Source organism: Azohydromonas sediminis (assembly GCF_003574675.1).
In the GTDB taxonomy this organism is placed as follows: domain Bacteria; phylum Pseudomonadota; class Gammaproteobacteria; order Burkholderiales; family Burkholderiaceae_C; genus Calidifontimicrobium; species Calidifontimicrobium sediminis.
Window position 1 is genome coordinate 85420 of sequence record NZ_QOAZ01000011.1, and the last position, 11820, is coordinate 97239.

The following is an 11820-nucleotide window of genomic DNA, read 5'->3' on the forward strand; positions in this document are numbered from 1 at the left end:
TCACCGGGGCGCGTGCCGGGCGCGCCGTTCGCGATGAACCAGCTCGACCAGCTCAAGCAGTACACCACCGTCGTCGCCGACACCGGCAACTTCCGCCAGCTCGCGCAGTTCGCGCCGCGCGACGCGACGACGAACCCGTCGCTGATCGTCAAGGCCGTGCAGGACCCGGCGTACGCGCCGCTGCTCGCGGAGGTCGTCGCGGCGCACCGCGGCAAGCCGCTCGACGCGGTGGTCGACGCGCTGCTCGTGCGCTTCGGCGTCGAGATCCTGAAGGTCGTCCCCGGGCGCGTCAGCACCGAGGTCGACGCGCGGCTGAGCTTCGACACGGCGGCGACGATCGTGCGCGCGCAGCGGCTGATGCGCCTGTACGAGCGTGCCGGCGTCGCGCGCGAGCGCGTGCTGATCAAGATCGCCGCCACGTGGGAAGGCATCCAGGCCGCGCGCGCGCTCGAGCACGAGGGCATCCACTGCAACCTGACGCTGCTGTTCTCGCTGCCGCAGGCGGTGGCCTGTGCCGATGCCGGCGTCACGCTGATCTCGCCGTTCGTCGGGCGCATCTACGACTGGCACAAGAAGGCCGCCGGCGCCGCGTGGGACGAGGCGGCGCACGCCGGCGCGAACGACCCCGGCGTGCAGTCGGTGACGCAGATCTGGACCTACTACAAGCACTTCGACATCGCCACCGAGGTGATGGGCGCGAGCTTCCGCAACGTCGGCCAGATCGCCGCGCTCGCCGGCTGCGACCTGCTGACGATCAGCCCCGAGCTGCTCGCGCAGCTGCAGGCCAGCGACGCGCCGCTGCCGCGCCGCCTCGATGTCGAGGCCGCGCGTCGCGCGCCGCTGCACGCGCTGACGTTCAACGAGCCGGCGTTGCGCTGGGCGCTCAACGCCGACGCGATGGCGTGCGAGAAGCTCGCCGAGGGCATCCGCCTGTTCGCCGCCGACGCCGAGAAGCTCGACGCGATGATCGAGTCGCACCGCCGGCCATGACACGCTGCGACCGCACCACCGCATGGGCAGCGCTCGCCGGCCACCACGAGGCGCACGGGCGCGACTTCGACCTGCGCGACGCGTTCGCGCGCGACGCGCAGCGCTTCGAGCGCTTCGCGCTGCAGGCGCCCGAGGTCTTCGCCGACCTGTCGAAGAACCGCTGGGACCTGGCCACGCGCACGCTGCTGCTCGAGCTCGCGCGCGAGTGCGGCGTGGCCGCCCGCCGCGACGCGATGTTCGCCGGCGAGCCGATCAACACGACCGAAGGCCGCGCGGTGCTGCACACCGCGCTGCGTGCGCCGAAGGGCGCGGCGAGCCCGTTCAATGCCGAGGTGCACGCCGTGCTCGACGCGATGCTCGCGTTCGCCGACGGCGTGCGTCACCCCGAGCGCGGCATCACCGACGTCGTCAACATCGGCATCGGCGGCAGCGACCTCGGCCCGCAGATGGCGGTGCTGGCGCTCGACGCCTTCGTGCACCCGGACATCCGCTTCCACTTCGTCAGCAACGTCGACGGCCACGACATCGAGCCGGTGCTGCGCCGGCTGGACCCGCGGCGCACGCTGTTCGTGATCGCGAGCAAGACGTTCACGACGCAGGAGACGATGGCCAACGCGCACGTCGCGCGCGACTGGTTCCTGTCGCAGCACGGCCAGCACCTCGAGCGGCACTTCGTCGCGACGACGACCAACGTCGAGGCCGCGGCGAGGTTCGGCATCGACACCACGTTCGGCTTCTGGGACTGGGTCGGCGGGCGCTACTCGCTGTGGAGCGCGATCGGGCTGCCGCTGGCGATCGCGATCGGCAGCGACGCGTTTCGCGAACTGCTGGCCGGCGCACACGCGATGGACCGCCACTTCGCCGAGGCGCCGCCCGAGGCCAACCTGCCGCTGCAGCTCGGGCTGCTCGACGTTTGGTACCGCAACTTCCACCGCTTCACGAGCCGCTGCGTCGCGCCGTACCACCAGGGCCTGCGGCGCCTGCCGGCGTACCTGCAGCAGCTCGAGATGGAGAGCAACGGCAAGGGCGTCGACCTCGCCGGCGAGCCGCTGCCTTATGCGACCAGCCCGGTCGTGTGGGGCGAGCCGGGCACCAACGGCCAGCACGCGTTCTTCCAGATGCTGCACCAGGGCAGCGACGTGATCCCGGTCGAGTTCGTCCTCGTCAAGACGCCGAGCCACGGCCACGGCGACCTGCACCGCAAGCTGCTGGCCAACGGGCTCGCGCAGGCGCAGGCGCTGATGCTCGGCAAGACGGTCGCGCAGGCGCTGGCCGAGAAGGCGCCGACCGCATCGCCCGCGCTCGACGCGGCCACCGTCGCGCGCCACCGCAGCTTCCCCGGCAACCGGCCGAGCACGACGCTGCTGCTCGACGCGCTGACGCCGCGCTCGCTCGGTGCGCTGATCGCACTGTACGAGCACCGCGTCTTCACCAGCGGCGCCGTGTGGGGGATCAACAGCTTCGACCAGTGGGGCGTCGAGCTCGGCAAGGCGCTGGCCGGCGACCTGCTGCCGCGGCTCGAGGGCGGCGGCGACACCCGCGGGCTCGACGGCTCGACGGCCGGTCTGCTGCAGCGCTTGATGGCCTCGCGCTGACGCGGACCCGGCCTCGCGCGGCGCGGCGCCTGACGCGCGTCAAGCCGCCTTGGCCGAGATCAAGTCCGAAAGCGAACTGGCGTGGGCGCGTGGCTCACTTCCCGCTGCACGCGCGCGGCGAACGCCTAGGCTCGGGGGTATCACCGTCACCTGCGGCCCACGTGCGGCACGACCTTCGATGCCCTTCGATCCGACCCCGCCCCGCCCTGTCTTGGCCGTCGCGCTGGCCGTCGCACTGTCTGCCTGCGGCGGGGGCGGCGGCTCCGCGCCGCCACCGGCGCCCGTCAGCGCTGCGGTCACCGTCGAGGGTGGCGAGCCGCAGGCCGCGTCCGGCGTGCGCGTCTACCCGGCCGCCGCCGCGCCGCAGAAGCTGTCGGCATGGCGCGTCGTCGCCAGCGACGGCGCCACGCTCGCGCTCGGCGATCGCGTCGTGCCGTATGCGCTGAACACGCCGCTGTTCTCGGACTACGCGCACAAGCTGCGCACGCTGTGGGTGCCGCCCGGTACGCAGATCGAGCGCACCGCCAGCGGCCCGCTGCAGTTCCCGATCGGCGCCGTCGTCACGAAGACGTTCTACTACCCGAAGGCGGCGGCGCAGACGCCTGGCGCGCTGGGCGCGCGGCGCATCGAACAGGCCGAAGGCGGCGAAACGATCGACCTCGCGACGCACCACCTCGTCGAGACGCGGCTGATGGTGCGCCAGGAGGACGGCACCTGGGGCGCCGTGACCTACGTCTGGGACGCCGACCAGCGCGACGCGACGCCGGTGCGCAGCGGTCAGGCGATCGCGGTCGAACTCGTCGCCGATGCCGGCGCGCGCACACCGTTCACCTACCAGGTGCCGACCGACCGCCAGTGCGTCGATTGCCACGCGACCAACGCCACGACGCGCCGCTTCGAACCGATCGGCCCACAGGCGCGCCACCTGAACCGCCGCTACGCCTACGCCGGCGGCAGCGTCAACCAGCTCGAGCACCTGAGCGCGCTGGGCCTGCTGGCCGGCGACGCGACCGGGGCGCCGGCGACGACAGTGTGGAACGACGCCGCGGCCAGCATCGAGGCGCGTGCACGCGCCTACCTCGACGTGAACTGCGCGTCGTGCCACAACCCCGTTGGCCGCGCCGCAGCCACCGGGCTGTGGCTGGGCGCCGACGTGGTCGCGCCGACGTCGCTCGGCGTGTGCAAGCCGCCGGTCGGCGGCGCGCAGTACCGCCGCTTCGCGTACGACGTCCAGCCCGGCGATCCCGACGCGTCGTTCCTCTACCACCGCCTGACGAGCTACCGGCCCAACAGCGAGCCGCCGCGCGTCGCGATGCCCGAACTCGGCCGCCACGTCTTCGACGCCGAAGGCAACGCGCTGATCCGGGCGTGGATCGCGGCGATGCCGCCCGTCTGCCCCTGACGCGCGCGGCGCCCCGCGCGGCACCACAATCGGCGCGGCATGAGCCGCCTGCGCCACCCCGCTGACCGCCGCGCACCCGCGCCTCGCGCCGGGCGCATCGTCGCGCTGGGCCTGGCCGTCTTGCTGGGCGGGTGCGCCGCCGTCGCGCCGCGTGGGGGCCCGCCCGACCGCTGCGCCGTCGAGCCCGCCGGCGTCGAGGCCGCCGAGCCGGCGCGTGCGGTCGCCGCGCTGCCCGGCGCGCCCGAAGTGGCCACCGGCTACGTGCGCAAGCCGCTCGTGCGCGCGTCGTCGTACGTCGCCGTCACCGCGCACCCGCTGGCCACGCGCACCGCGTGCCAGGTGCTGGCCGGCGGCGGCACGGCCGCCGACGCGGCGGTCGCCGCGCAATGGGTGCTCGCCGTCGTCGAGCCGCAGTCGTCGGGACTCGGCGGCGGCGGTTTCCTGCTGCACTGGGACGCCGCGCGGCGGGCCGTGACGGCCTGGGACGGCCGCGAGACGGCGCCCGCCGCGAGCACGCCCGACGACCTGCGCTGGATCGGCGCCGACGAGCGCGTGCCGCCGCGGCCGAACGCGCGCGACAGCGGCCGCTCGGTCGGTGTGCCGGGGCTGGTGCACCTGCTCGCTGCCATCCACGCTGAACATGGCCGGCGGCCGTGGCGCGAGCTGCTGGCGCCGGCGATCGCGCTGGCCGACGAGGGCTTCGCGGTGAGCCCGCGGCTGGCCGCTTCGATCGCCGCGTCGGCCGACGCGCTGGCGCGCGACGCGCACGCGCGCGGCGTGTTCCTGCACGCCGACGGCCGCCCGCTCGCCGCCGGCGACCGCCTCGTGCAGCGCGCGCTCGCGGCGACGCTGCGCACGCTCGCCGACGACGGGCCCGACGCGTTCTACCGCGGTTCACTCGCGCGCGACGTCGTCGACGCGGTGGCCGAGACGCGCGGCGGCGCCGTCACGCCCGGGCGCATGACGCTCGCCGATCTGGCCGCCTACCGCAGCGTGCGGCGCGACGCGCTGTGCGCGCCGTACCGCGCGCACGTCGTGTGCGGCATGCCGCCGCCGTCGTCGGGCGGGCTCGCGGTGGCGCAGGCGCTCGGCGTGCTCGAGACCTTCGACCTCGCGGCGCTGCGGCCCGCCGCCGTCGACGCCGACGGCGGCCGCCCCGACCCGCTAGGCGTGCACCTCGTGACGGACGCGCTGCGCCTGGCCTTCGCCGACCGCAACCGCTACGTCGCCGACACCGACTTCGTGCCGCTGCCGGGCGCCGGCGTCGAGTCGCTGCTCGACCGCGACTACCTGCGCCGCCGCGCCGCACGGCTCGATCCCGCGCGGTCGATCGGCACCGCGCCGCCGGGCGAGTTCGGCGCGCCGGCACCGGGGCGCGACGCCGGCGCGCCGCGCGGCGGCACGACGCACCTGACGGTCGTCGACCGCGACGGCAATGCCGTCGTGCTGACGAGCAGCATCGAGTCGGCGTTCGGCAGCCGCCGCATGACGCGCGGCGGCATGCTGCTGAACAACCAGCTCACCGACTTCGCGCCGGCGCCCGTCGACGCGCAGGGCCGCCCGCTCGCGAACCGGCTCGAGCCCGGCAAGCGCCCGCGCAGCTCGATGGCGCCGACGCTCGTCTTCACGCCCGACGCGCAGGGTCGCCCGGCGGCGTTCGCGATGGCCACCGGCTCGCCCGGCGGCGCGACGATCATCGCCCACGTGCTGAAGTCGCTCGTCGGCGTGCTCGACTGGGGGCTCGACGCGCGGCAGGCCGCGGCCCTCGTCGCGTTCGTCGCCTTCGACGGGCCGACGACGATCGTCGGCGCCGAACACCCGCTCGTCGAGGCGCGCGACGGCGGTGCCGCCGACCCGCTGGTGGCCGCGCTGCGCTCGCGCGGCCACGACGTGCGGCTGGCCGCGCAGTCGAGCGGGCTGGCCATCGTCGTGCGGCGCTGCGATGCGGCGCGCTGCGTCTACGAGGCCGGCGCCGACCCGCGGCGCGAGGGGGTGGCCGCGGGCGAGTGACGCGTCTGCGCGACAGGGCTGACGCGCCGGCGGCAGCTCCGTCGCGTCGCCGCGCTAGCGCTCGTCGTCGGCCGCGCGCGCGACGTCGGGCATGCCGCTGGGCTGCCACGTCACGCCGTGGCGGCGCAGGTAGTCGCGGATCAGCTGCCGCACGACTTGCGACGGCGTCACGTCCTGCTGGGCGCACAGCTGCTCGAAGGCTTTCTTCTTCGCCGGGTCGATCAGGACGGTCAGGCGCGCAGTTTTCAGTTCCATAAGCCCCTCAAAGGTGCATTTGATTATAATAAGATGTGATTAAAAGGCACATTCCAGCACGCAGCAGCGTGTCCAGCACAGCACGCATGTCGAAGCCGTCCGCGCATCGTCTTTCGCCCGCCGCGCGACCATGGAGACACGATGAGCCGTGACGCGGGTGCGCCGGCCAGTGCGCGCGATGCCTCGCGCCACGCCGAGCCGTGGGTCTACGAGGCCGGCGGCAAGCGCGTGCTGCACTTCAGCATCAGCGCGATCCAGAGCCGCGTCGACCTGCGCCATCCCGACCGGCTCGACCTCGAGTACACGCGGCTGATGATGGGCTTCCTGCTGTGGCAGCCCCGGCCCGAGCGCATCGCGATGATCGGCCTGGGCGGCGGCTCGCTCGCGCGCTTCTGCCACCGCCACCTGCCGCAGGCGCACCTGCGCGTCGTCGAGAACAACCCGCACGTCATCGCGCTGCGCGAGCGCTTCGAGGTGCCGCCGGACGGCGAGCGCTTCAGCGTGATCGAGGCCGAAGGCGCCTCGTTCGTGCGCTTCGTGCCGAAGCGCTTCGACGTGCTGCTCGTCGACGGCTACGACATCGACGGCCTGCCGCCGAGCCTGGGCACGCAGCGGTTCTTCGGGCACTGCGCGCAGGCCCTGCACCCGGGCGGCCTGTTCGTAATGAACCTGTGTGCGCCCTCGACGCGCAAGGCGCAGGTGATCGAGCGTATCCGGCGCGCCTTCGGCGGCAAGGCCCTGTGCGTCGACGACAGCGAGGCCCTCAACAGCATCGTGCTGGCCACGAACGGCCACACGTTGTCGACGCGGCCGGCCGACGCGCCGGCGCGCCCGGCGGGGTTCGATGCGGCCGCCTGGGCCTCGTTGCGCGGCGCGATGGCACGGGTGCGTGCCGCCTGGCATCGGGAGTTCGGATGATCGCTTTGCTCGAAGCCCACCGCGCGGGCCTGTATGCGCGCCACCAGTGGCTGCCGAACGTGATTGCGGGGGTCATCGTCGGCGTCGTCGCGCTGCCGCTGGCGATGGCGTTCGCGATCGCCTCCGGCGCGCGGCCCGAGCAGGGGCTGTACACCGCGATCATCGGCGGCGGGCTGGTGTCGATCCTCGGCGGCAGCCGGCTGCAGATCGCCGGCCCGACCGGCGCGTTCATCGCGATCCTCGCCGGCGTCACCGCGAAGTACGGCATCGCCGGGCTGCAGCTGGCCACGCTGATGGCCGGCGTGATGCTCGTGCTGATGGGTGTGGCGCGCATGGGCGGCGTCATCAAGTTCATCCCGGCGCCGGTCATCGTCGGCTTCACCGCCGGCATCGGCGTGATCATCTTCGTCGGCCAGTGGCGCTACTTCCTCGGCCTGCCGGCGGTCGAGGGCGAGCACTTCCACGAGAAGCTGTGGCACCTCGTGCAGGTGCTGCCGCAGGCGCACGCGGCCACCACGGGCATCGCGCTGCTGAGCCTGGCGCTGGTCATCTACGCGAACCGGGTGCCCGGCCTCAAGCGCGTGCCCGGCCCGCTGGTGGCGATGGTCGTGGCCACGCTGCTGCAGAGTCTGGTCGGACTGCCCGGCGTCGCGACGATCGGCAGCGCGTTCGGCGGCATCCCCACCGGGCTGCCGAGCCTGACGCTGCCCGAGCTGTCGATGGCGCAGGTCGTCACGCTGATCGGCCCGGCGTTCACGATCGCGATGCTGGGCGCGATCGAGTCGCTGCTGTCGGCCGTCGTCGCCGACGGCATGGCCGGCACGAAGCACGACTCGAACCAGGAGCTGATCGGCCAGGGCATCGCCAACATTGCCGCACCGCTGTTCGGTGGCTTCGCCGCCACCGGCGCGATTGCACGCACCGCGACCAACATCCGCAACGGCGCCACCAGCCCGCTGGCCGGCATCGTGCACGCCCTGACCCTCGTCGCGGTGCTGCTGTTCCTGGCCCCGCTCGCGGCCAGCGTGCCGCTCGCGGCGCTGGCGGCGATCCTCTTCGTCGTCGCGTGGAACATGAGCGAGGTCAAGCACTTCGCGCACATCCTGAAGACGGCGCCGACGGCCGACCGCGCGATCCTCGTGATCACGTTCTTGCTGACCGTCTTCGCCGACCTCGTCGTCGCGGTCAACGTCGGCGTGATCCTGGCGATCCTGCACTTCCTGCGCCGCATGGCCGAGGTCGTCGAGACGCAGCCGGTCGACGCGCAGGAACTGGCCGCCGAGCTGAAGCAGCACGGCCTCGAGCACCTGCCCAGCGGCGTGATGGTCTACGAGATCGCCGGGCCGATGTTCTTCGGCGCGGTCGAGAACTTCGAGCGCGCGCTGCTGCAGACGCACACCGACCCGCAGACGCTGATCATCCGCCTGCGCCGCGTGCCGTTCATGGACATCACCGGCATCCAGACGCTCGACGAGGTCACGGCCAAGCTGCGCCAGCGCGGCGTGCGGGTGATCCTGTGCGAGGCCAACGCGCGCGTGCACGCCAAACTCAGGCGCGCCGGCGTGCTCGGCGGCGATACCGGCGAGGGCCACGAGGAACGCTACGCCGAGCATTTCGCCGACGCGCTGCGCCTCGCGCGGCTCGACGCCGTCGTCGCCGACGCCGGGCACGGCGGGCTCGCCGGCATCGCCGGCCGCTTCATCGAGACGAGCCGCCGCTACCTCGGCGCCGGGGACGCGCCATGAGCGGGGCGCTGCGAACACACCACGACGCCGACCGTGGTGGTCACAGCCGGGCGCCGCGTGCGCTGCGGCTGGCGAAGTCGGCCCATCGGCCGTTCGATCCTGCAACGACCGTCACCCTCCAGGAGCACGCCATGACCTCACGTCGCCAGTTCATCCAGTTGCTGCCCATCGCGGCCGGCGCGCTCGCCGCCGCCCGCCCCGCCTTCGCGCAGGCGCCGATGGTCGACGAGAAGAGCCCTCAGGCCACCGCCGTGGGCTACGTGGCCGACGCGACGAAAGTCGACCCGGCCAAGCAGAAGAAGTACGCCGCCGGGCAGGCGTGCGCGAACTGCGCGCTGTTCCAGGGCAAGGCCGGCGACGCCAGCGGCGGCTGCGGCATCTTCCCCGGCAAGCAGGTGTCGGCCAAGGGCTGGTGCAGCGCCTACGCGAAGAAGGCCTGATCTCCACGCTGCCCTCCGACCTGCCCGCTGCGGACGCACCGCAGCGGGCGCCGAGCGCGAGATCGCGCCCGGGGTCGCGGCCGATCGCGATGCGCGCGTTGCCGGTGACGGCCGCTGCCGCGCGGCGCGACGCGGCCGTGATCTGTCGCGTCAGCCGGTGGCGCATGCGTCGGCCGCCGGCAGGAAGCGACGCGCCAGCAGCACCCAGTACGCGCCGCCGACTGCGACGTTGTCGTCGGCGAAGTCGTACCCAGGGTGGTGCACCATGCAGCTGCCGGGGCCGTCGCCGTTGCCGATCAGCAGGTAGCTGCCCGGCACGCGCTCGAGCATGAACGCGAAGTCCTCGCTGCCGGTGAGTGCGGGTGCGTCGCGGCGCACGTGGCCTGGCCCGACGAGTTCCTCGGCGACGCCGGCGGCGAATGCGGTCTGCGCGGCGTCGTTGACGAGCACCGCGTAGCCGCGGCGCCAGTCGACCTCGGCGCGCACGCCGAAGCTCGTCGCCTGGGCGTCGGCGAGCTCGCGGATGCGCGCCTCCAGCAGCCGGCGCACGCCGGCGTCGAGCGCACGCACGCTGAGCTCCAGCCGCGCGGTGTGCGGGATCACGTTGTTGGCCTCGCCGGCGTGCAGCGCGCCGACCGTGACGACGGCGGTGTGCTGCGGGTCGACGTTGCGCGAGACGATGGTCTGCAGCGCCATCACGAGGCTCGCCGCGGCGACCACCGGGTCGGCGGCGCGGTGCGGCATCGCGCCGTGGCCGCCGGTGCCGTGCAGCGTGATCGTCGCGTAGTCGCTCGACGCCATCGCCGCGCCCGCGCGCAGCCACAGGTGCCCCAGCGGCACGCCGGGCATGTTGTGCATCGCGAACACGGCGTCGACCGGGTGGCGCTCGAACAGGCCGTCGGCCATCATCCGCAGCGCGCCGCCGCCGCCTTCCTCGGCGGGCTGGAAGATCAGCACCAGCGTGCCGTCGAAGCCGCCGTGCTCGGCCAGGTGCTTCGCGGCGGCGAGCAGCATCGCGGTGTGGCCGTCGTGGCCGCAGGCGTGCATCAGGCCCGCGCGCTGGCTTTTCCACGGCCGGTCACTGGCCTCGTCGATCGGCAGCGCATCCATGTCGGCGCGCAGGCCCAGCCGCCGCGGCGAGGTGCCCCGGCGCAGCACGCCGACGACGCCGGTGCCGCCGACGCCGCGCTCGACCGCGTAGCCCCAGGCCTCGAGGTGGTCGGCCACGAGCGCCGCGGTGCGGTGCTCGTCGAACGCGAGTTCGGGGTGGCGGTGGATCTGCCGGCGGATCGCGACGAACTCGGCGGCGTCGCGCTGCATCGCCGCGAGGACGGGGTGCGTCATCGCGTGGCCCGCGGTGTCACTGCGCCTCGAGCTTGATGCTCTTCGCGATCGCGCGGAAGCGCGCCGTCTGCGCCTGGTACTCCTGCGCCGCCTGCGCCAGCGACAGCGGCGCCGGCACGCGGCCGCCGATCTTCTCGAGCTGCGCGCGCACCTCGGGGTCGGCCATCGTCGCGCTCAGCGCCTTGTGCAGGGCCTCGACGACCGGCTCGGGCGTGTCCCTGCGCACGAAGTAGCCGGTCCAGGTGTTGAACGCGAAGTCCTTGATCGAGGCGCTATCGTTGATCGACGGGTAGCGGCGCAGGAACTCGGCCTCGACCTGGCCCTTGGGCGCGAGCGTCGCGAGCACCTTGAGCCGCCCCTGGTCGGCCAGCGCGATCGTCGAGTCGCCGACGACGAGGAACGACACGTCGACCTGGTCGCCACCGAGGTCTGTCAGCAGCGGCGCCATGCCCTTGTACGGGACGTGCGTCATCTCGGCGCCGATGACCTGCGCGAAGTGCGCGCCGATCACGTGGTACAGCGAGCCGACGCCGACGCTGCCGTAGGTCAGCGGCTTGCCGGCGGCGGCCTGCCGGCGCGCGAGCGCGACGAGTTCGTCGACGTTGGCCGCCGGCAGCCCCTTGCGCGCCAGCACGGCGAGCGGGAACGTGCCGATCATCTGCACGAAGCGGAAGTCCTCGGCCTTGTAGCGCACCGTGGGCAGCACCATCGGCGTGAGGATCAGCTCGTTCGGCGATCCCTGGTACAGGTAGCCGCCGTCGGCGGGCGCGCCGAGCACTTTCTGCGCGCCGAGCGACCCGCCCGCGCCGCCGAGGTTCTCGACGATCACCATCTGGCCCAGCGCCTTGCCGAGCGGGCGCTCGACGACGCGCGCGATCGCGTCGGACAGCCCGCCGGCCGGGTACGGCACCATCAGGTTCACCGGCGTGAGCGCCTGTGCGGCCACGAGCGCGGGTGCCGCGAGGCGGGCCCCGGCCAGGCCCAGCGCGACGAGGGCCTTCAGTGCAGTGGATCGTTTCATCGCGTGTGTCTCCGTGCGCCGGTCAAAACCGGCGAGATGTAGTGAATGAAAGAGTCATACGTTGAAGGCTTAGCCAGCTACGGCGGCCCCGAGTCATGCG

General features: G+C 73.5%; 10 protein-coding genes. 7 read left to right on the forward strand and 3 right to left on the reverse strand.

Annotated features, from left to right (window positions below; genetic code table 11):
- Nucleotides 1-33 precede the first annotated feature (33 nt).
- From tal to DRV96_RS08415, 4 genes are all read left to right on the forward strand, one after another.
- Nucleotides 34-990, forward strand: coding sequence for a transaldolase (tal, locus tag DRV96_RS08400; RefSeq protein ID WP_119289869.1), 957 nt, complete (start codon nucleotides 34-36; stop codon nucleotides 988-990).
- Nucleotides 987-2585, forward strand: a complete 1599-nt coding sequence (pgi, locus tag DRV96_RS08405) for a glucose-6-phosphate isomerase (RefSeq protein WP_119289847.1) — start codon at nucleotides 987-989, stop codon at nucleotides 2583-2585. The genes tal and pgi overlap by 4 nt, the downstream gene beginning before the upstream one ends.
- 211 nt (nucleotides 2586-2796) lie before the next feature.
- Complete coding sequence (locus tag DRV96_RS08410) at nucleotides 2797-3987, forward strand: SO2930 family diheme c-type cytochrome (protein WP_210756999.1); 1191 nt, start codon at nucleotides 2797-2799, stop codon at nucleotides 3985-3987.
- 39 nt (nucleotides 3988-4026) lie between these two features.
- On the forward strand, nucleotides 4027-5997 hold the full coding sequence (locus DRV96_RS08415; RefSeq protein WP_119289852.1) for a gamma-glutamyltransferase family protein: 1971 nt from the start codon (nucleotides 4027-4029) through the stop codon (nucleotides 5995-5997).
- A 54-nt stretch (nucleotides 5998-6051) separates the two neighbouring features.
- Here the strand turns inward: DRV96_RS08415 and DRV96_RS08420 are convergent, their stop codons facing one another.
- Complete coding sequence (locus tag DRV96_RS08420) at nucleotides 6052-6252, reverse strand: ribbon-helix-helix protein, CopG family (protein WP_119289854.1); 201 nt, start codon at nucleotides 6250-6252, stop codon at nucleotides 6052-6054.
- A gap of 141 nt (nucleotides 6253-6393) precedes the next feature.
- Between DRV96_RS08420 and DRV96_RS08425 the strand changes: the two genes are divergently transcribed.
- The 3 genes from DRV96_RS08425 (at nucleotide 6394) to DRV96_RS08435 (ending at nucleotide 9355) form a co-directional block, all read left to right on the forward strand.
- Nucleotides 6394-7170, forward strand: a complete 777-nt coding sequence (locus tag DRV96_RS08425) for a spermine/spermidine synthase domain-containing protein (RefSeq protein WP_119289857.1) — start codon at nucleotides 6394-6396, stop codon at nucleotides 7168-7170.
- On the forward strand, nucleotides 7167-8915 hold the full coding sequence (locus DRV96_RS08430) for a SulP family inorganic anion transporter (RefSeq protein ID WP_119289858.1): 1749 nt from the start codon (nucleotides 7167-7169) through the stop codon (nucleotides 8913-8915). The genes DRV96_RS08425 and DRV96_RS08430 overlap by 4 nt, the downstream gene beginning before the upstream one ends.
- A 131-nt stretch (nucleotides 8916-9046) precedes the next feature.
- Complete coding sequence (locus DRV96_RS08435) at nucleotides 9047-9355, forward strand: high-potential iron-sulfur protein (protein ID WP_119289859.1); 309 nt, start codon at nucleotides 9047-9049, stop codon at nucleotides 9353-9355.
- Between the two features lie 150 nt (nucleotides 9356-9505).
- Here DRV96_RS08435 and DRV96_RS08440 read toward each other — a convergent pair whose 3' ends face one another.
- Together DRV96_RS08440 and DRV96_RS08445 are read right to left on the reverse strand one after the other, a co-directional pair.
- Nucleotides 9506-10699 carry a M20 aminoacylase family protein gene (locus tag DRV96_RS08440; RefSeq protein WP_119289860.1) on the reverse strand — a complete coding sequence of 398 codons (1194 nt, stop codon included), beginning with the start codon at nucleotides 10697-10699 and terminating at the stop codon, nucleotides 9506-9508.
- A gap of 16 nt (nucleotides 10700-10715) precedes the next feature.
- Nucleotides 10716-11720, reverse strand: coding sequence for a tripartite tricarboxylate transporter substrate binding protein (locus tag DRV96_RS08445; RefSeq protein ID WP_119289861.1), 1005 nt, complete (start codon nucleotides 11718-11720; stop codon nucleotides 10716-10718).
- Nucleotides 11721-11820 lie beyond the last annotated feature (100 nt).